Here is an 18429-nt window from a genome sequence, read left to right on the forward strand (position 1 = left end):
TGAGCGGGTGAGGCTTTTCAGGGCGGGGGTGGGGGCTCATGCGGCCCCCTGCGGGCGGGCGGTGCGGATGGACCAGTCCAGGGCGCTGCGGATCGTGGTCCGGCACTCGCCGGCGGACAGTCCCGCCGCTTCACCTGCCGCCTGAAAAGCCTCCTCCACCATGCCTCGCGGGATCTCGCCCCAGGCGACGAACCTGCCCAGGGCGCGGGCGCTGACCATGAGCTGGTTGTTCCGGCCGCCCTCCGGTCCCCCCTTCTCCGGGGTGGCCCGCACGATGGCGGTCTCGCGTTCCAGGGCAACGGTGGCCCGGCGGGTGGCCTGGCCGGTAACGATGAGCGGCGCGGGTGCCACCGGGGCGGTGACGGGCGCCTGTAGCTGGCTCGCCAGCCAGGCGGGCAGTTCCGTGACCCGGTCCGCGGTGGTGATCTCGTAGTCGCCCTGGGGGAGGGTGCTGCCTGCGGCGACGACGTAGCCGCCCCAGGCGCGGGTGTCGACCAGCGGTGCGAGCATGCCCGCGGTGTTGGTCAGTCGGGTGCCGGGCGGGGTGGTGAAGTACAGGTGCATGCCGCCGCTGGGTGTCCGCACCGTGTAGGTGGAAGGCCAGAGCTGTCCGGCGCGCTCGCAGAGCGCCAGGAAGGAGCTCACGCCGCTAGGCGTGTCCGAACTGCCTTCCCCGTTCTTCTCCTTGGGGACGTCCAGGTCGACGACGACCAGACCGGACGGGCCGGTCGCGATCGCGACGTTGGCCGGGTAGGTCTCCCAGCACAGGGCGATGCGCCTGGGGTCGGTGCTGGCCCGCTGTTCCCACTTCAGGTGCCCGCCAGTGCAGTCGCCGGTGGTGCGGCACCGGGCAGCACCGTGCAGGGCGGGCTGCTTGCTGCCAGGACGCAGGGGGAAGACGTGCCAGCCGCGGGCCGCGGCGGCGAGCGCTACGGACAGCAGCGGGGTGTGTAGGTGTTGGGGCATGCTGGAGGTCTCCAGTTTCTGTTGGAAGTGACTGGAAGGCCGGGGCGGTCGCGGTTCTTTGGCGAGAGAGCGACCGCCCCGGGCGTATTCAGGTCATGCACCAGCCGGAGTCACAGCCGGTGTCGGTGTCGTCGAACGGCAGCGTGTCGACCCCGTCCGGGATCGCGTCGGCCAGCGGCCGAAGCAGGCTGGTCAGATACACGTGGTCCTTGCCGAGCGTGTCCCGGCGCCGGTTGAGCAGCGCTTCGAGGTCGCACGCCTTGGCGAACAGCTCCGGCTCGTTGCGGCGCATGTCGTGCCAGTTCTCCGGCCGGTGGAACGGGCAGAACCAGCACGCCGACTTCGGCGGCACCGGAAGCCCCACGCTGCGGAGGATGCGCGGGCAGTCCGCCCGTCGGATGCCGAGATCCAGCAGCGGGTATTCGATCTGCTCGTGCGGCTCGCAGCGCCGCTTGTTGGCGCGGCCGATCTCGTCCAGGCTGATGCCGATGCCGACCGTGGCCGGGTTGTCGCGGGAGGCGCCGCGCCGCTTCAGTTCCTTGCCGATCACCTTGATTTTGAAGTCGCCGGTGCAGGCCCGGGTGCCCGGCGCCCCGCTCGGAGAGAGCCGCACCGGGATGGGCAGCGACCGTGAGCCCTCCCGGGTGATGCGCCCGTACAAGGTCTCGGATGTGCCGTCTTGGCGGACGCGGCCGACGGTGACCAGCTCCAGCCCGTGGGCTTCGGCGAAGGGGCGCGCATACTGCTCGACATAGCGCAGGGTGGCGGGCTTCTCGGAGTCGTCACCGACGTTGGCGAAGATGAACGTGCGGTAATCCAGTTCCCCGCGCGCTGCCAGCGCCAGAGCCGTGGTCGACTGCACACCGCCGCCGAAGCTGAACGCCTTGATCGGCTCGGTCGTGGTCGTCATGCCGCCACCTCCAGCGTTTCGCCGGTGATGGCCTCAGCGACCATGGCGACAAGGTCGCGGGCGGCGGGCGGGGTGACCGCGTTGCCGAGCATCAGGACGCGGGTGCGCTTGTCGTTGGCGAGTAGCCGGTAGTCGTCGGGGAAGGCCATGGCTGCGGCGTACTCGTGCGGCTCCAGCATCCGGAAGCGGCATTCCTCCACCGAGGTCACGGTGCCGCCGTACAGGGCGCCGTGCCGCTCCACCGTGGTCACCGTCGGCAGCGGCCGGGCCGCAGGGCGGGCGGTGCCGTTGCCGTAGTAGGGGATGACCAGGTCGGGGGCGGTGACGATGCCGTGATGGTTGCCGCCCGCCGTCACCGTCGCCAAGGGCGCGGTGATGGCCCGGTGCGAGGAACCCCCGCCGCGCAGTTCGATCATGTAAGGGGGCAGCGCGAGGCCGGTCTCGTTGCGGGTCGTGACCGTGCGCAGGGGCGCGGAGGCGGGGGCGGCCTTCTTGCCGTCGCGGCCCTCCACCGGCACGGCCAGCGGCTCGCTGAATGCGGCGAACCCGGCCCGGATACGGCGCAGGGTGTCGTCGGCGAGAGGCTGCTTGCGCTCGCCGATGGTGGCCGCGGGCAGGCGCCAGTCGATGACTTCGGCCGCAGACCGGACGGCCGGCTCCACCACCTGGTTGCGGCACTCCACCCGCGGGCAGCGCCACACGTACTGAGCCCGCTTCCCGTAGCGGCCCCACGGGCGGGTGGGGCTGCACATCTTCGTCTGCTTCCAGCCCTGCATGGCCCGGATGCGTCCGTGGACGGGGCAGACGGCCGCCGGGCGGGTCCACTTGTCGAAGTCGGGGGCGCGCTCGCCGCGGCGCCACAGCACCACGTACATGCGATCCCGTGACTGCGGGGCCGGGGCCCCGTAGGCGGCGGCGTGCATGGAGTTCATCCACACGATGCGGTGCTCGTAGCCCCAGGCGTGCAGGGTGCGCAGCCACGCGTCGAACACCGCGCCCGGGGCCTCCTTCGGGCCCCACCAGTAGGCGTCCACGACGTTCTCCACCACGATCGCCCGGTAGCGGTGGACCTCGGCGAAGCGCGGCACGTCGTGCATGGTCGCGCGGGAGCGGATCGCGGCCTCGTCCACCCCGGACGTGGCGAACAGGCCGTCGGCGTACTCGCCGTGCCCGCGTCGCCGGCCCTTGGCGATGGAGTGGTTGGTGCACTCCGGGGACGCCCACAGGATGTCGGTGGCCGGGTAGCGGCGCGGCTCCACCTGGGAGAGGTCGGCGCAGTCGTGGTCGGCGTCGGGGTGGTTGGCCTGGTGGGTGTCGACGGCGTGCCGGGCGTGGTTGGCGGCCATCGCCACCTTCACCCCGGGCACCGCGACGGCACCGGTGGACGAACCCCCGGCACCGCAGAACAGATCGGTCAGCGTCAGCACAGCTTCGGCTCCAGTTGGGTGTGGGAAGTGACGGGAAGGCCGGGGCGGTCGCGGTTCCTTGGCGAGAGAGCGACCGCCCCGGGCGGATCTAGAACGGCGGCTGCTGCCCGCCACCCGCGGTGTTCCACGGGTCGTCCGACGGAGTGCCGCCGTTGCCGTTGGTCCGCTTGCTGTTGATGGTCACGGTGGTGAAGCGCAGGGAGGCGCCGATGTCGTCGACCTCGACGGCGAGCATCGAGCGGTTCTCGCCCTCCGGGGTCTGCCAGTCGTGCTGGCGTATACGCCCGGACAGCACCACCCGCGAGCCCTTGGTCAGGGAATCGGCGACGTGCTCGGCGAGCGCGCGCCAGGCGGCGCAACGGAAGAACGTGGACGTGCCGTCCTTCCACTGCCCGGACTCCTTGTCGAAGGTGCGCGGGGTGGAGGCGACAGTGAAGCGGGCCAGAGCCTGCCCGGATTCGAGAACCTTGATCTCGGGGTCAGCAGTCAGGTTGCCGATGACGGTGATGGGGGTCTCTCCGAACGACATGCTGATCTCTCCTTCAGATACGGCTACTTGGAACGGGCGAGCTTGAGGGTCAGGCCGCCGACACCGACGGGCCCGGCGGCGCCGGCGATGACAGTGGCGGTGTGGGCGGCGGCCTCCATGAGCCAACACAAGGCGAAGACCAGTCCCCAGCCGCCCACGACAACGGCCCCGGCAATCGCGAACGGGTACAGCAACCGCTGCCACCGGACGCTGCTCGCGGTGGCGGGCTGGGTGACGATCACGACGGGCTGTCCGGTGGCCTGGGCGTGGTGGTAGACCTCTGCGGGGATGTGCGGGGCGATGCTGCGGGGCGGTTCGCGGTGGTGCATGTGGTGCTCCCTTCCGGCGAGCCGTGGGTATGCAGAGCGCCCGCACCGGGTGTTCCGGGCGGGCGCCTGCTGGTTACGGTGTGTGGTCGTAGTGACTACTGACTAGTGGCTACTGGCAACCGACAAAGACCTGTTGGGGCCCCTGGTGGTCAGTAGCGGGCTGTTCTACTGGCTAGTGGCAAGTGGTCACTAGCCAGTAGCCAGTAGCTGTGTGTGAGCGTTCAGGCGTGGTCGGGGTGGACGTAGACCGAATGCGGTCCGTTGTCCCGGTAGACCAGCTCCCCACGCTCCGCGGCGGCCTTGAGCGCATCCCGCACTGCCTGCCGGCTGCGGCCGACCAGGTCGGCGACCGCGGACGGTTTCATCCCCGCCGCCCCGGCGTCGGCGATCGCTGTGATCGCGTCCGCCAGCCAGTCCGGCCCGCCCTCGCGCCCCGCCGGATTCGACTCGGTCGGACTGTCGCCGTCGTCGTCACGCAGCGCGGACAGGTTCAGCCCCGGCCGGGGCGAGCGCGGCCGGTCCGGTTCGGGGCGGGTGGTGCCGGGTTCGGGGGTGGTGCCGAACTCTGCGTCGATCTGCTGCATGAACGCATCCGCCAGCCGGTCCGCCTCGGAGCGCCCATCCTGGCGCGGCTCGGGACGTTCGCGCAGGGCGGTCAGGTTCAGCCCCCGCCCCGGCTCGCCGCCCTCATGAGCCGCAGGGGCTGCGGGGGCGGGGTTGTGCATCCACTCGATGCGGTCCGCGTCCCAGCGGCGGGTGTACGCCTCGCCGGCCGCCTTCACCGACACCGCATCGAGCACCGGGTGCCGTTCGGAGGTGGCGGCGACGATCTCGCGGATCTGACTCGGCAGGATGCGCCAGCACTTGAACAACCCCGCCGGGGATTCCGGTGTGCCCATGAACCCGGCGCCCTTGTACGGGGCCTGCTCGACCGTCAGGCCGCGGGTGCCGGGGAACAGCTTGCTCAGGTCCATGCCTTCCTTCTCGCCGCCGGTGAGGGCGACGCGGACCTTGGCCTCGCGGCGGATCATGAGGTTGCCGAGGACGGCGCCGGTGGCGCCCAGCGCGGTGAGCACGGTGCGTACGCCCATGGCGCGCAGGAGACGGATGACCTCCAGGATCTTCGCGGCCAGCTTCTTCAGTTCCCGGTCGGTGCTGACCAGGATCTCCGCGCCCTCGTCGACGACCAGCATGATCTGCGGGATCGTCGGGCCGATGGGCAACAGGTCGGTGTCCTCCCTGGCCATCAGCGACTGATAGGCGATCTTGCGCTGTTTCCCGATCCGCAGCACCGCATCGAGCATGGTGTGCGCCTCATCCACCGTGCCCGCCAGCCAGTCAATGCCCGGCTTGAGCGGGCGCTCCCCTTCGGCGGGCTGGTGCTGGAGTGCGGGCAGCACCCAGGACAGGCCGGCGGAGCCGGCGTTGAGGTCGATGACGAAGGTGAGCGCATCGGTGGCGCGGGCGAACCCCGCGAGGATGTTGTGGACCATGTTGGTCTTGCCTGACCCGGTCGGACCGACCACCAGCGCGCACTGTTCGCGCAGGTAGGTGAGGATCTGCTCCGCGTTGGAGCGGTAGCCCCAGGGGATACCGGTCAGGACCGACAGAGGTGAGTAGTCGGCCGGGTAGTGGGTTTCCGTCTCCAGCACGTTGACGGTGGCCACGTCGATCAGCGTGCGGCCCTGATGGATGCCGGGCCCGGCGGTGGCCGTGCAGCCGTGCGGCAGATGCGCATCCGACGACAGTCCCTCCGCACGGGCGGCGATCTTGCCGTACGTCGTCCCGCCCGGCAGTTCCGCGTCGATCGTGAACCCGGTCCCCGTCGCCCAGTGCTCGACGGCGAGGACGCGCACGGTGATGCCGCACACCCGGCGGATGCGGTCCACCCACTCCTCGGCGATCGCCCGCCGCTCCGCGGACAACTCCGCTGCCACCGCGCGCTCTTCGGCGTGGATGGCTTCTTCCTCGCGGGCTTCCTCGTACAGGTTCGTCGACCGGGTCGCGGTGCCGATGCCCACGCCGATGACGGCGAGGGAACCCAGCGCCTGGAAGGTGAGCGGACCGTTCGTCATGGCCCACGTCGTCCACCCGGCCCCGATCAACCAGGAAGAGGCACGGGCCGCGATCGTGCGGCCCGCGTTCCTGAGCCGGATGCCGGCGGCGGTGTGGCCGATGGCCCCGGCGGCGCCGACGGCGAGGGCCCAGCCTGGGGGCATGCCGGTTGCGGCGCCGGTGGTGGCGACGGCGAACATGCCGGTGGTGGCGGACAGGGCGCCGGTCACGGGTCCGTGACCGGCCGTCCAGTCCCACACCGGACCCGACATCATCGTGGTGGTCGTGTCGGTGTTGGTCATGATCAGACGTTCCAGCCCTTCTCTGCCTCGCTGCCGTTGCGGGGGCTCTCGTGGCGGGCGATGTCCTGCTCGTGCACGTTGCGGAACAGCGGCACCAGCGTCTCGGCCGCGTCCACGCCGTTCAGGAGCTGCTGGTGGATGTCGTCGAACGCGCCGGCCACGTCCTTCTCGAAGGCGAACTCCTCATCGGAGCGTTCGGCCAGGATGCGGAAGGTGTTGGCGACCGACAGCAGCGCGGTGGGCAGGTTCTCGATCATCGTGAGAACTTCCATGTTGCCGTCCGGCTCGTAGGAGCGGGCGGCGTTCTCCATCTCGGCCGCGGCCTCTTCGAACTTGAAACCAGACACGTTGACGACCTCCTGAGCAGACGTGGGAGCGGTGGGGATGATCCGGGCGGGACGCGCGACGCGGTCCCCGATCTCGTTCAGGTCGCGGTCGGCGGCGGCCTCTTCCTCGGCCCGCCGGGCGCGGATCGCACCATCGCGCTGGGCACGGTTGGCGTGGGCGGCGTCCATCAGGCGCCGGTACAAGCGGCGGCCCGGGTGCATCAGCCACCGCCAGCCGAGTCGACGCCCGATCGGCGTGGTCACGCACCCGAGCAGGCCGACCGCGCCAGCGGCGAGGGCGGCGAGTAGCCGGCGGCCCTGGAAGCGCGCTGCCGAACGCAGCAGACCCCAGCGGGCGCGGCGGCGTGCGGGTGCCTTGCGGACCGCGGCCCGCCGGTCGGCGACCTGCTGACCGTTGCGGCGATCGCGGGCGTCGCGGGCCCGGTTGATCAGGGCACGGGTGCCGGACGCGGTACGGCCAGCAGCCCACCCGGCCGCCCGACGCGCAACGCCGCGGCCGGGGGTCTGTGCGGCTTGTTGGCGGGCGGCGGCGCGGGCGTCGCGGCGGGCGTCGGCGACCGAACGGCGCGCGGCGGTCTGCTGCTGGCGGGCGGCCGAACGGGTCGGCGTCTGCGCCCGGTTCGCCTGCCGCAGTGCCCGTACCTGTCCGAGGCGCCCGCCGCCGAAGCCTCCGCTCGTGCTGCGGGCCGCAGTGCGCGAGGCGCCGGTGCCACGACCGTTGGGGCGGGCGGCATGGCGCCCCGCACCGCGACCGGACGGCCGCAGGCCCGAAGTACCCGATCCCGTCCGGGACTTGAGGCCCACACGGCGGCCTCGCCCGCCCGCCCCCGTGCCCCCGGCGCCGCCGGCGCTGCGGCGGGATGCTGCGCCCACACTGCGCTGGGCCCCACCGCGCGCCACACCGGCGCCGGTGGCGGTGGCGCGGCGTTCCTGGGCGGCACGGCGGTAGGCGCGGATGGCGGCGGCGGTGCCGAGGACGACGGCGCCGCCCCCGACCAAGGCCAGCGCAACCGGCCCGCCGCCCACCAGGGTCACGGTGCTGACCGCACTGATCGTGCTGTTCGTGCCGGTCAGGGTCAGCGGCAGCACCGGGATACCACCCGGGGTCTGCGCCACCCCATCCGAAGCCGTGGAAGCAGCGGAGGCGGGTGTGGGGATGGCCGGTGGATCGGGGGGTGTGGTGGCAGCCGGGACGGCTACCAGTTCGGTGGTGGTGTCGGTCATGCTGAGTGCGCTCCTTTTGGAGAGCAGGGCCCGGACGCGATGCTTTGCACGGCCTGGCGTCCGGGCCACTGCACGATGCCGGTCAGAGCTGGTTGGGCTCCAGCTGGAGAAAGCCGACCGAGGCGCCCCGCAGGTGGGGGTCCTGCTCGGTCACGGACCGGTAGATGGCCACGTAGGCGTCCTGCCGGGTGGAACCGGGCGGGGACGTGAAGGTGCCCTCCTGGGTCATGGAGAACTGACCCGGCTTCTCCAGGGTGAGCACGAAGTGATGCGTGCCCTGCCCCTGCGTCGTCACGGGTGCGATCTCCTCAGGTCAGCGGGTGTGGTGCGGGTGGGTGGCGGCGATCTCCTGCCAGCGCCGGGACTCTGCGGCGTCGACGTTCGTCAGCCGAACGTGGAAGTCGCAGCCGGGCTGCGTACAGCGGTGCGTCGTTGCCTGAGCCGCGTCGGCCACGCGGAAGAGCAGGTCGCAGAAGGCGGACAGGCACGCGGCACCGCAGGCCATCACCAGCAGGACGGGCACGCCGTAGCCGGACAGCCGGGCCGCGATGGCGACCGCGAGGGCCGTGGACACGGCGATGATGCCCACCGCGAGCAGGCGGCGGCGGACGGCCGATGGGGTGTGGTTCACCGGGGAACTTCCCTTCCGGTCAACGGGGTTCGGTGGGTTGCTCAGCTCGCCGGGTCTGCGCGGCCGGGTCTGCGAAGGGTCCGCTCCCCAGGGCTCACCGGGTCTGCTTCACTGGTTGCGTCGACTGCTTTCCGGCAGTCGCAACGAGGGCCAGCCCAATTCCCGTGGGCTGGCCCTCATTGATGTGTGCCGGACGGCTTCTACGGCTGTGTGTCCTCGGCTTCGACCAGGTCGGCGTACGCCTTGCGCACCCGCTCTTCCTTCGCGGAGAACCCCGCCGCGCGGTACGCGGCCAGGGCCTTGCGGTAGGACAGCGGCGGATTCTCCGAATGCCGCAGCCACCGCAGCACGACCGTGAGCTGCTCTTCGGTCAACTGCTCGCCCGGCTGCGGCGTCTCGACACCGGCCACGGCCGCCACCTGAACCAGCCGCGACCAGTCCAGCGAGGTGTGTCCCCCGCCCTGCGGCGCGGCGATCTCGCGCGGCGGGGACACGGGCCCGACCTGCGGGGACACAGGGGACACGGGCGGGGACACGGCCGGGGACACACCCCCGTGCGACCACTGCCCCAGCACCCGAGCGAGATCCTCGTCCGAGAACAGCGCCGGAACCTCCTCGGGCGCCTCGGTCACCGGGTGGCCGGTGGTGACCTCCGTCAGCTTTTCGGCCGCCTCATGGCGCACCTTCTGCGCCTTGCCGCGCGCCTTGAGTTCCTCGCGTTCCAGGGCGGCGGCGGTCTTTTGCCGGTCGGTCTTGGCGCGGGTGACGGCCCGGCCGATGGCGACCTGGTCCCGGGTGGCGCTGCGCACGGCGTCGATCTGCTGCTGCGCTGCGGCGGAGATGCGGGTGGCATCCCGCTCCACCGCCATGATGAGCGTGGCCTTGGCCGCGGCCGGTACCACCGCGCCGATGACCGCGACGACGGCGGTGGCGTAGAGCAGGCCGTGGGTGAACAGCACCCCGACCGAGGTCAGCAGGAACACCCAGCCCAGCGTGGCGGGGAGCGTGCCCTTGGAACCCTGGCGGCGGTGCGCGGTCTCCATGGCCAGCGCGTACAGCCACACCGCGTCGTAGATCCCGGCCACGGTGCAGGCGAGCGGTGCCGGGGCCTGGTGGGCGAGGATCTCGCCCACCGCGTACACGGTCCAGCCCAGGGACAGGCCGGTCAGGCCGGCCGGCAGACCCCACTGCGCCGCCCGGCGGGCGGCGGTCTTCCACTGCATGTGATCACTCCTTGTTCTGGTCGTCGGGGTAGGCGCACGGCACGCACACCCCGAGCGAGACGGGGATGACGTAACCGGCGTCCGTGCGGCACTGCGGGCAGGTGCGGCGGGCGGTGTTCGCCCTGTCCAGCGCGGCACGCTTGGCCGGCGTCATCGGCCGTACCGGCTTGGCCTTGTCCAGCCGGTACAGGAAGGCGACCAGCGGGCCGCGCCAGTACCGGGGCCGGAGCACCTGAGCCGCTATCGGCTGACCGCCGGGACGCAGGCCACGGGCCCGCAACTGCCGTCTGGTCGCCATCCCGTCCGGCGCACATCGCCACGGATAGGTAGGGATACCGTGGCGGGCGCCAGTCAGGTCGTAGCACTTGCCCCACGTCGCCATCAGGTCGCCGACTGGACCGGCGCGGGCGCGGGGACATCGCCGTAGCCGACAAGCTCCAGGCCCGCGCCCGCATGGTCCGCAGACGCACTCAGCACGCGGGTACGGCCGCCGCTCTGCTCGTGGTAGGCCACGTCATCCGGGCCGATGCCCAGCGCGTCAGGCCAGGCCTCGAAGCCGGACAGGTCGTCGTAGAACGTCAGCTTCAGCTGGTCCGGGTAGATGGTGGACACCTCCACGGACGGCGCCGCCAGGTGCCCGAAGTCCGCGGCCAGCAGACGCAGCGCCCTCAGCGGTGCGGACAGGTCGTCCAGCGCCAGACTCTTCGTCATGCCGCAACCCCCCGGCGTACCGGACGGCGGCGGGCGGGGCGGGCCATCGGGACCACGTTGAACAGCTCCGGGTTCTCGTCGACGACCCGTGCAGCCAGGCGGATCAGGTCGTCCGGGAGCTCCCGGTATTCGGGGTCGGCGAGGATGTCGCGGGCCGCGTCCAGGCGGGCCGCGCGTTCCTCGTCGCTCTCGCCCTCCACCCCGAGCCACAGTTCGACCGGGGTGCCCAGCGCGAGTTCCGCGAACTCCGCGTCGGTGACGGCCTGATGACCGGCAACGATGTACTTCATGGAGGTCTCTCCTCACAGGGAAGCGGCCACAACGCGCCTGGAGTTGCCTCAACAGACGCGCGCCACAGGGATAAGGAACCGCGCCCGGACCGGGCGCGGGTGGAACCTTCCAAGTGCTCATCAAGCGGGCAGGGAGCGAAGCCCCGTAGCGCCGTACGCTCGGTTACCCGAGGCGGAATGATCCGGGCTCAGCGCCCGTACGACTGGAACGTCCCCCTGCCCGCATGACGAGTGACGGGAAAGCCCGTCACTGTCGTCTCGCGGCTCCGTACGCGCCTTACTCCCTCTCGTTTTGGCCGACGCGTCGGTGACCGCGCCACTCAGTCGTCACTCGCTGAGTGGATGCGCCCTGGATGCCATGGACCGGGTGCAGCCCAACCACCGGGGTCCCCGCCGATCCGGTCCCTGGGTCCTACGCCCGAGGGTCAGACCAGCGGCTTAGCCGATGACACCGATCGATCCGTGAAGACGACGGACTTTTACGTCTCCCCTTCCGCTCGAACCGCGTGTAAGCGAGTCCGGCGGGTCTTCCTGGTGTGTTCGCGCAGGTCAAGCACTTGCGACTGCGGTCCGTGAGGCCCTTCTGAGCTACGCGTTCCGGCGTGACTTCAGATTGACCTAGGTCAATCTGACTGTCAAGAAGGGTACGGTAGAACGACGTGAGATTGACCTAGGTCCGGTTACTCTCGGGGGCATGGATCAGAGCCCCGAAGTGCCCAAGCCCAAGCCGACGGCCAAGGAAATTGCGGCGGATTTCCGCGCAAAGATCACGGGCCCCGATCGGGAGTACAGCGCTGGGAAGCAGCTCCCAGCAGCTCGCGCACTCGCCAAGAAGCTTGGCGTGCAGCTCATGACCGTTCAGAGCGCGTACGGCCAACTCCGCGACGAAGGGTTGATCCTCACTCAGCAGGGGCGCGGGACGTTCGTCCGCGACCCTGCCGCACCTCTCGGGACCGAGCCGGGCAGCAGCCCTGCTTTCGCGGCCCTGGCCGCAGAGCTCAGCACGATTCATGTCGCTCTCCGGACACTCGGGGAGCGACTTGACCGGCTTGAGCGGCTCGTAGGTAGCGAGACTCCACCGTCGCCGTGAGGTCGTCCGCACGCCTCAGCAGGTGTTCGACCCTGAGGCGCGCCTCCCCCAAACTCGCTTTGATCAAAGCGAGTTCAGCAGGAGTCATGCATTCCAGCTCGCCGCTTCGCTCATTGATCCTTGGCATGGCAACGAGCATGCAGCCGTGGACAGCAGAGGACCCGGACAGAGTGTCCGGGTCCTCTTTCCTTGCAGCTCAGGAGGGTTGACGACTCGTCATCGAGTGGCTTCGTCCACGGCGTCCAGGACCGCCCACCAGGGGAGTTCACGCCCCGCCGGCGCCTCGCGCGGCTCGTACAACGGCCACACGTCCGGGTCGTCGATGACGCGCACGCCGCCAGCCCGCAGGGTGTCGATGTGGTGCTGCCACGCGGGGTGGCGGGCGTGCGCCGCGTTCACCCGGGGGAAGACGACGACCGGCAACCCGAGTGTGCCGATTGCCTCGCCCACTTGAGTCAGAGCCTGGTTGTCCATCAGGCCTGTGGCGAGTTTGGCAACCATGTTGGCCGATGCGGGGGCTACGACGTAGCAGTCAACCGGTGGGTGCGGTCGTGCCTCACCTGGCAGGCGCGGTTCGTCGCGCACGGGCAGACCGGTCAGCTTCTCCAACCGCTCGACCTCGCCGCTCATCCGTAGCCACTGACCTGCGGTCGGCGTCAGAGTGACAGCCACCTGCCATCCGCGCTCCATCGCGGGCTCAACCAGACCCGTACGCAGCGCCTCCACGCCTCCGGCCGCCGATCCGACGACTCCGAGCACCCCACGCTTGCCTGAACTCACTGCACCGCCCTGCACCGTTGAGCCATCACGAACACCTCAGACGATCGCGAGCCGCCGGTGACAGGTGATTGCTTGATCAGGTCCCGCAGCGTCTCGCGCACCCTCGGATTGTTCCGTACGAGCTGCGGCGATGTGCGTTCGGCTGTGCGGAGTTCCGTGAACGCCTCATCGCCCTGTCCGCTGAGCGAGAGCGCGCGGGCGAAGTCGATGCGGTGCGACACGCTGCGTTCTTGCGGCATGTGGTCGACGTTGATCCGGCCGTGTTCCACCACGTACGACACGTTGTCGAGGTCCAGCTCAACCGACAGGCGGTGAAGCAGGACGTTCGTGGGACCGAAGCCGGTCTGCCAGTAGTTCTCATCCGAGCCGAGGTCATCCGCAAGTTCCTCGGCTCGGTCCAACAGGCCGGTTGCGGTGGGCCGGTCCTGGTGGCGAGCCGCCGCGACGGCCGCCCGCAGGTGGATCATCCCCAGCAGACTCAGCGCCGCAGGGTCGTTGTCAGTCACCTGAGATGAGAGCCACGCAGCGGCCGTGTTGCCCAACTCCAACGCGTCGTCGTACCGACCGTTGGCCAGCAGGGCGTGCGTGCCGGAGCGTGCGGCGGACGCCAGCACAAGCGGGTCGTCGGACTCGTCTGCGGCACGCATCGCACGCTCCGCAGCGAGCCATGAGATATCCGACTCGCCGATCTTCGCGAGGGTCGTCGCTGCGAGGTGATGGGTGCGCGCTGACACTGCCCAGCAGTCGCTACGGTCCTCGCCGCGCCGTGCGGCTCGCTCCTCCAGCTCTTGCGCAGTCTGGAGGAGCGCGGGAAGCGCGGCGATGACGCTGCCGAGTCGCCCGCCCTGGTAGTCGTTCCATGCTTGCTCCACGCGCACGGCCACAGGCGCCGGCGTGGGGAGCTGCACCTCAGCCTCGGGGCCGAACAACAGACGAGACAGTCGACGCGGGCTCATGAGCGCGTCACGTACGGCCGGGACGTCGTCTTGTTGTTTCTCGTTCTCCATGAGGACGGTCTGACCGAGGAGGTCGCTGAGGGGTACACGCAGGATGCGCGCCAACTCGGCGAGCATGTCGATCCGCGGAGGCTTCCGGCGCCCTGTCTCGATCTTTGCCAACCAGTCGGTGCTACGCCCCACCAGGCCGGCGAGTACCTCTTGCGTGTAGCCACGACGCTTTCGGTAGAACGCGATCCGCTCGCCGATACTCAGGTGATCTCCGAGACCACGCATTGCGTGCTGCCTCCTACTGGTTGGGGGCTGGTTTCACGGTACCGAGGCAGTGAAGAGGCTGGTAGCTGGCCTCTGTCAGCGCTTGGTTAGATCAGAGTCAAGGATCGATCGCCAGGGGACCCGGACAGTGTGTCCGGGTCCCCTGGGGGTGAGTGCAGCAGAAGCTGCCCTCGATAGTCGTCCTTGAGGGCATGATCTGGAACATGTCGACACCGCCGAGTCCGTCAGGACAGCAGACGAACATCCGCAAGGTCTTCTATCAGTGCCAGCTAGGGAAAAGTGACCTTGGCTCCCTTTTCGCAATGGCGTGCGAGGGAATAACTGAACCGCAGGTGAAAGTCTCGACCACGGCAGGGGAGACACTGTTCTGGAAGCCTTCCCTTGAGGAGCTAGTCGAGAATGTGCACCGTGACGCGCCAGAGGTCCATGGGGATTGGGCGAATCTTACCTTTCAAGCCGATTCCTCCTCTCAAGAGAAAGGAGTAAAGATAAGTATAGACAAGGAGCAGACTGAGGTTAATTTTTTGGGGTCTGACGCGACCTGGGCTCACGGCCAAATGGCAAGGGTTGAAAAAGTTCTAGTTTCGAGGGGTGCGGTATTCAGTTCTCCAAGATATGAAAATATCATCACCTTCGTCCTTCATGCCTTCTTTTTGGCGCTCGGAGCATTCTTCCTTATTCGTGGCGTAGATGACGAAACTGTTGCGGATTGCGTCGAGCGGGCCAAGAATGCCTCAAGGAATGACGTATTTTTTAATGTCTTCATGACTGTAGCCTTCTCCTTTGGACTCCTTTTCCCTTTCTTTCAGCTCTTGAAGCGTCGAGCATCCCGAGCGCGATTGAAGGTAGACGCGGACGTTTCAAGAGACTCGTGGTGGTCTCGACTCTCGAACGGAGAAAAGATCGCCGCTGCGGTGGTTCCGCTGACAGCCCTAGGAGCTCTAGGTACGGTGGCCACCGCCGCTCATAATCTGTGGGGCAAATAGGTGGAATCGGATTTTGGTGCTGTACGGCGTCGCAAAGTCAAATAGGAATTCCTGGAACGGGGGGGGAGTATGAATGATGCCATGATTGGCCTATTAGGGGGTATCGGAGGTGCCGTTATCGGTGCGGTGGGGGCTACGCTCGGGCCGCTGCTTATTCAGAGACGGCAAGAGCGCCATCAGGATAAGAATCAAGAGCAAGCGCTCTTGCGTGAGCAGCAGCGAGAGGCTGATTCTTACGCGCGAGGGGTCTTGGAGGATTTCATCAGGATTCGAGTGGCTTCACGAGAATTTCTCGATGCATGTGCCCGTGAAGTTGACTCCATCAAGCTCGGGGTTTTGGTTGACGCGGATTCCGTGGTCGCTGCTGCCAGGCCGCTGGCAGGCCTTGCGTATTGGTTCGAAATGGAGGACGTAGAAGAGGGAAGGGTGTATCGCACGTTCATGGAGTTGCATTACAAGATCGTCTATCTGATTCGTCGATCGACGAGCCCTGAGCCGCCATTTCGTGATTCGGCGAGTCGGGAGCGGTGGCTAAATGATGAAGTATTCCCAGCGTTGCGGGATGTCCAACAGGCGCGCGCGGAAATGATGGCCGATATGCTGAACCAAGTCCAGGTGCGAACGGCTGAGGCAGGCATCCCGGTTCCGCCTCGCATTGGAGAGCTGCGAAGGGTCGGCGGCGTCGATTCGCAGCCGTAGTCGAACGGGGGCCAAGTCGGGGGCCGTCTCTGGGCCGTCGAAGGGCGGCCCACAGTGACCGACAACGACCAGTGACGGCCGTTCGACCCCACGTCAGCCTAGCGTCGACGTCGATCACGCGAGGTCGCCCCGGGCCGCCGTCACTTCCTCCGCAACAAGCGCCAGGAGTGGGAGGAGTACCGCTCCGAGGTCACGGCCTTCGATCTGCGGAAGAACCTGCCGGTCCTGTAACCGCAGTTCAGGGGCGGGGAGCCGGTCGGCGCCCCGCCCCTGCTGCCGGCGGTCTCAGCCCACGTACGCGGGAGAGAGCGCCGCCGTGGTGATGCGCCGGGCCTTACCCGTGCCGTCCGCCGGGACCGTGTACAGGTCCGCCCCGTAGTCGCCCGGCAGGGCGTACACCAGGGTGCGGGAGTCCTCCCACGCCGCCTGGTCGTCGACGCCAGCAGCGCCGTACGGTCGCCCCACACCGACCAGGCGGCGTCGGAGGTAGCTACGAGGATGATGACTGCGAGCACCTCTCGACCCCCGCGTCTATGGAGCCCATGGAACGTCCGCCGCCATCCACTCGGCAAGCGCGTCAGTCATCACCTTGACTGCCACGAGATCACCCGCACGGAAAATGGCGTTCGGTAATTCACAGATGATTCGCCAATCGAATCATCCGCACCAACTCTGCGACACGCTCACCGAGGTCCAGTACGGGCCAGATATCACCAGATTCTCGGATGGCAGCTACCGCAATCTTTACTTTGTCCGGCGTAGCGACTCCGGGCCCACCGTCGCTTGTTCTCTTGACTCCCGAGAACATGTCTCCGTATCTACTATCCTGCTTTACAGGAATTGCCGAGTTATGCACTTCGGTGGCGGCGGACTCAAAAACCTGGTTAGGAACATAGTTCTCGATCTCACGGCCTTCGGTGACCCACGCGTAGCCGCCTGACTCGGAAAACTCTTCGATGATTCTTACTTTAGCTTCCCGGAGTGACTCCCCTTCCGACTTGAGATCGGAGTCGATGACAATAGCCATGTTCCGGTTAATTTTCAGTAGAAGGATGAAATCTTCCACTGTATCCTCTGGGGCAACATATTCAGCGCCACTGAGATGCGACAGCAATTTCCCCCCATAGAACATTATGGTGTAGTGGATTCCTTCGATGAGTGTTGGATCGGCAAGACCAATCCAGTGTCTGACATAAATGCGATCGGACGGCCCCTCTACCCAAACAATGTAGTTGGATTGCAGAATGTCCGACGCGCGATATCCCAGGCTTTTAGAGATTCTCGCCCGATTATGTTCTGTGACTGCCGTCCGAATTTCCGTGCCCCGTTCATACGTATGCGATATTTCGAGGACTGCCACCTCGGGTTTGTCCATAAGGCTCGTTGAATGAGTGCTCAGCAGGTAGCGATTATCGGTCTCCATCATCAAATAGCGAGCAAGCTTCCGCAGAAGGATGGGGTGCAGGTGTAGCTCAGGCTCCTCGATACAGACGAGTGCATCGGAGTACCATGTTGCGGCCGCTGCCAGCATTACGACCTGTGAGATCCCTGCTCCGAGGCTCTCAATCGGAAGAACGCGGTCCCCTACACTTACGTGCACCGTATTACTGTTGTAGGGAATCGCAATCTCCGCATCCCCCTCTTCGAGGACACTCTGGAGGAACGCATTCACCCGCGAGAACTTCTTCGAGTCTTCTCTATAGCGCTCCGCTGACGGCGAATGCAGCGCATGAAGAAATCCGGGGAGGCCTCGGCCATCCAAGCGTGCGAGGTTCGGCGTGGGAGACCCTTCGGCAATAATCTCCCGGAATGCGGGGATTGTAACCACCTTGGGGTATGCCAGTGGCTGAGCGAGACGGTCTAGGAGAGTCAGAATATTATTCTCTAGATTTGATGCCCCGTTCGTCAAACTGCTGGTCGCGTTCGACAGATTACGATCCTTATGCCTCAGGTCATCAGCCAGTGGATCTAGCACTGCGCGACTCAACACCGGCGCACTATTTTCACCCGACGATTCATACCTAAACCACAGGGCTTTATCCGCCTCGCAATAGACATTCGGATGCCTGACGAGTTCCTCTAGGGCTGTGGCCGCAGCAATGTCTAGCCGGGACCGGTATTCCCCGAAGACCGAAACCACTTGATCAATCGGGTCCTCAACTGCCACTGCCACCCCGAACCCGAAAGTGGGAGCAGTCGCCCCATTCGCCATGATGGGGGTTTCCAGGGGAGTCAGCGCAGGGATCTTCGTCCCTCCGCCAGAAAGCGGAGATAGGAACTTCTCGGCGAATCGGAAAACGTTACTCTTCCCACTATTATTGGGGCCGGCGACCACCGTCATCCTATTTAGAGGGAACACTTTCTGCGGCTCAGAGTAGAAGCTGCAAAAGCCTTGGATCTCGAACCCCGAAATCTCACCCATGTCTTTACCTCCGGCACGAACCCCGCAAGCTCTTGAGGTCATTGTGGTGCAAGTTGACCGCTTAGGCAGGCAGAGCCGGAAGAATCACTCGTGGCACTGCCTTTGCGAGCGCTCGCTCAGGGTGGTGCCGCGCGAGTGGGCGAGTCGGCAGACATGGCAGGCCGCCGACCTTCTGTGGATGAGCCATGGACGACGGGCCAACGATGCCCCGGGCGCTGCGTGGACCTGACGGCCCCCTCCACCGCGAAGGCTTACGGAATGGAGGACTCCGGGGAA

The 18429-nt window shown here is 67.4% G+C and carries 19 protein-coding genes and 2 pseudogenes; 4 read left to right on the forward strand and 17 right to left on the reverse strand.

Translation table 11 applies throughout. The features are described from left to right. Positions 1-36 precede the first annotated feature (36 nt). The 13 genes from DI272_RS16320 to DI272_RS16385 all read right to left on the reverse strand — a co-directional run bounded on the left by DI272_RS16320 (position 37) and on the right by DI272_RS16385 (position 10944). Positions 37-966 carry a bifunctional DNA primase/polymerase gene (locus tag DI272_RS16320; protein WP_109496075.1) on the reverse strand — a complete coding sequence of 310 codons (930 nt, stop codon included), beginning with the start codon at positions 964-966 and terminating at the stop codon, positions 37-39. An 88-nt stretch (positions 967-1054) separates the two neighbouring features. Continuing rightward, the gene (locus DI272_RS16325) at positions 1055-1876 is read right to left on the reverse strand and encodes a phosphoadenosine phosphosulfate reductase (RefSeq protein WP_109496076.1); all 822 of its coding nucleotides are present in this window, start codon (positions 1874-1876) and stop codon (positions 1055-1057) included. Continuing rightward, the gene (locus DI272_RS16330) at positions 1873-3303 is read right to left on the reverse strand and encodes a DNA cytosine methyltransferase (protein ID WP_109496077.1); all 1431 of its coding nucleotides are present in this window, start codon (positions 3301-3303) and stop codon (positions 1873-1875) included. Before DI272_RS16330 ends, DI272_RS16325 begins: the two co-directional genes overlap by 4 nt. Before the next feature lie 88 nt (positions 3304-3391). Then, positions 3392-3832, reverse strand: coding sequence for a single-stranded DNA-binding protein (gene ssb, locus DI272_RS16335; RefSeq protein ID WP_109496078.1), 441 nt, complete (start codon positions 3830-3832; stop codon positions 3392-3394). Between the two features lie 23 nt (positions 3833-3855). Beyond that, positions 3856-4161, reverse strand: a complete 306-nt coding sequence (locus DI272_RS16340; protein WP_109496079.1) for a hypothetical protein — start codon at positions 4159-4161, stop codon at positions 3856-3858. A 221-nt stretch (positions 4162-4382) separates the two neighbouring features. Continuing rightward, entirely contained in the window at positions 4383-6518 is a 2136-nt protein-coding gene (locus DI272_RS16345; RefSeq protein WP_258314578.1) for an ATP-binding protein, read from the reverse strand. Positions 6519-6520: 2 nt separating this feature from the next. Further along, positions 6521-8089, reverse strand: a complete 1569-nt coding sequence (locus DI272_RS44520) for a hypothetical protein (RefSeq protein ID WP_181387206.1) — start codon at positions 8087-8089, stop codon at positions 6521-6523. A gap of 82 nt (positions 8090-8171) precedes the next feature. Continuing rightward, a complete protein-coding gene (locus DI272_RS16360) occupies positions 8172-8384 on the reverse strand; it encodes a hypothetical protein (protein ID WP_109496081.1) in 213 nt (70 codons plus the stop codon). Between the two features lie 18 nt (positions 8385-8402). Next, the gene (locus tag DI272_RS16365) at positions 8403-8720 is read right to left on the reverse strand and encodes a hypothetical protein (RefSeq protein WP_109496082.1); all 318 of its coding nucleotides are present in this window, start codon (positions 8718-8720) and stop codon (positions 8403-8405) included. Positions 8721-8920: 200 nt separating this feature from the next. Then, positions 8921-9943, reverse strand: coding sequence for a hypothetical protein (locus tag DI272_RS16370; RefSeq protein WP_109496083.1), 1023 nt, complete (start codon positions 9941-9943; stop codon positions 8921-8923). 4 nt (positions 9944-9947) lie between these two features. Beyond that, a complete protein-coding gene (locus DI272_RS16375) occupies positions 9948-10325 on the reverse strand; it encodes an RRQRL motif-containing zinc-binding protein (RefSeq protein ID WP_109496084.1) in 378 nt (125 codons plus the stop codon). Next, the gene (locus DI272_RS16380; RefSeq protein ID WP_109496085.1) at positions 10325-10654 is read right to left on the reverse strand and encodes a hypothetical protein; all 330 of its coding nucleotides are present in this window, start codon (positions 10652-10654) and stop codon (positions 10325-10327) included. The genes DI272_RS16375 and DI272_RS16380 overlap by 1 nt, the downstream gene beginning before the upstream one ends. Beyond that, on the reverse strand, positions 10651-10944 hold the full coding sequence (locus tag DI272_RS16385) for a hypothetical protein (RefSeq protein WP_109496086.1): 294 nt from the start codon (positions 10942-10944) through the stop codon (positions 10651-10653). The genes DI272_RS16380 and DI272_RS16385 overlap by 4 nt, the downstream gene beginning before the upstream one ends. A gap of 694 nt (positions 10945-11638) precedes the next feature. On the opposite strand from DI272_RS16385, the gene DI272_RS16390 reads away from it, so the two are divergent. Next, entirely contained in the window at positions 11639-12034 is a 396-nt protein-coding gene (locus tag DI272_RS16390; RefSeq protein WP_109496087.1) for a GntR family transcriptional regulator, read from the forward strand. Positions 12035-12250: 216 nt separating this feature from the next. Here DI272_RS16390 and DI272_RS16395 read toward each other — a convergent pair whose 3' ends face one another. Then, complete coding sequence (locus DI272_RS16395) at positions 12251-12760, reverse strand: flavoprotein (protein ID WP_258314579.1); 510 nt, start codon at positions 12758-12760, stop codon at positions 12251-12253. A 50-nt stretch (positions 12761-12810) separates the two neighbouring features. Next, a complete protein-coding gene (locus DI272_RS16400) occupies positions 12811-14046 on the reverse strand; it encodes a helix-turn-helix transcriptional regulator (RefSeq protein WP_109496089.1) in 1236 nt (411 codons plus the stop codon). Positions 14047-14198: 152 nt separating this feature from the next. Between DI272_RS16400 and DI272_RS44160 the strand changes: the two genes are divergently transcribed. The 3 genes and pseudogenes from DI272_RS44160 to DI272_RS46225 all read left to right on the forward strand — a co-directional run. After that, the gene (locus DI272_RS44160) at positions 14199-15032 is read left to right on the forward strand and encodes a hypothetical protein (RefSeq protein WP_146238333.1); all 834 of its coding nucleotides are present in this window, start codon (positions 14199-14201) and stop codon (positions 15030-15032) included. Between the two features lie 69 nt (positions 15033-15101). Continuing rightward, the gene (locus tag DI272_RS44165; protein ID WP_146238334.1) at positions 15102-15731 is read left to right on the forward strand and encodes a hypothetical protein; all 630 of its coding nucleotides are present in this window, start codon (positions 15102-15104) and stop codon (positions 15729-15731) included. Between the two features lie 144 nt (positions 15732-15875). Further along, positions 15876-15962 (forward strand): annotated as a pseudogene (locus DI272_RS46225) (glutamine synthetase); the annotation flags it as partial. Positions 15963-16016: 54 nt separating this feature from the next. Here the strand turns inward: DI272_RS46225 and DI272_RS16410 are convergent. Together DI272_RS16410 and DI272_RS16415 are read right to left on the reverse strand one after the other, a co-directional pair. Continuing rightward, a pseudogene (locus DI272_RS16410) lies at positions 16017-16169 on the reverse strand (TolB-like translocation protein); the annotation flags it as partial. A 196-nt stretch (positions 16170-16365) separates the two neighbouring features. Next, positions 16366-18153, reverse strand: a complete 1788-nt coding sequence (locus DI272_RS16415; protein WP_181387207.1) for an ATP-binding protein — start codon at positions 18151-18153, stop codon at positions 16366-16368. Positions 18154-18429: the final 276 nt, after the last annotated feature.

Origin of the sequence: Streptomyces sp. Act143, assembly GCF_003143935.1 — a bacterium.
GTDB lineage: Bacteria > Actinomycetota > Actinomycetes > Streptomycetales > Streptomycetaceae > Streptomyces.

What these genes read in the sequence shown, in the direction of transcription:
- DI272_RS16345 (WP_258314578.1), bottom strand. Translation starts at nt 6,518, where the DNA reads ATGACCAACACCGACACGACCACCACGATGATGTCGGGTCCGGTGTGG.
- DI272_RS16325 (WP_109496076.1), bottom strand. Translation starts at nt 1,876, where the DNA reads ATGACGACCACGACCGAGCCGATCAAGGCGTTCAGCTTCGGCGGCGGT.
- DI272_RS16390 (WP_109496087.1), top strand. Translation starts at nt 11,639, where the DNA reads ATGGATCAGAGCCCCGAAGTGCCCAAGCCCAAGCCGACGGCCAAGGAA.
- DI272_RS16385 (WP_109496086.1), bottom strand. Translation starts at nt 10,944, where the DNA reads ATGAAGTACATCGTTGCCGGTCATCAGGCCGTCACCGACGCGGAGTTC.
- DI272_RS16400 (WP_109496089.1), bottom strand. Translation starts at nt 14,046, where the DNA reads ATGCGTGGTCTCGGAGATCACCTGAGTATCGGCGAGCGGATCGCGTTC.
- DI272_RS44520 (WP_181387206.1), bottom strand. Translation starts at nt 8,089, where the DNA reads ATGACCGACACCACCACCGAACTGGTAGCCGTCCCGGCTGCCACCACA.
- ssb (WP_109496078.1), bottom strand. Translation starts at nt 3,832, where the DNA reads ATGTCGTTCGGAGAGACCCCCATCACCGTCATCGGCAACCTGACTGCT.
- DI272_RS16375 (WP_109496084.1), bottom strand. Translation starts at nt 10,325, where the DNA reads ATGGCGACGTGGGGCAAGTGCTACGACCTGACTGGCGCCCGCCACGGT.
- DI272_RS16320 (WP_109496075.1), bottom strand. Translation starts at nt 966, where the DNA reads ATGCCCCAACACCTACACACCCCGCTGCTGTCCGTAGCGCTCGCCGCC.
- DI272_RS16380 (WP_109496085.1), bottom strand. Translation starts at nt 10,654, where the DNA reads ATGACGAAGAGTCTGGCGCTGGACGACCTGTCCGCACCGCTGAGGGCG.
- DI272_RS44165 (WP_146238334.1), top strand. Translation starts at nt 15,102, where the DNA reads ATGAATGATGCCATGATTGGCCTATTAGGGGGTATCGGAGGTGCCGTT.
- DI272_RS16415 (WP_181387207.1), bottom strand. Translation starts at nt 18,153, where the DNA reads ATGGGTGAGATTTCGGGGTTCGAGATCCAAGGCTTTTGCAGCTTCTAC.
- DI272_RS16340 (WP_109496079.1), bottom strand. Translation starts at nt 4,161, where the DNA reads ATGCACCACCGCGAACCGCCCCGCAGCATCGCCCCGCACATCCCCGCA.
- DI272_RS16370 (WP_109496083.1), bottom strand. Translation starts at nt 9,943, where the DNA reads ATGCAGTGGAAGACCGCCGCCCGCCGGGCGGCGCAGTGGGGTCTGCCG.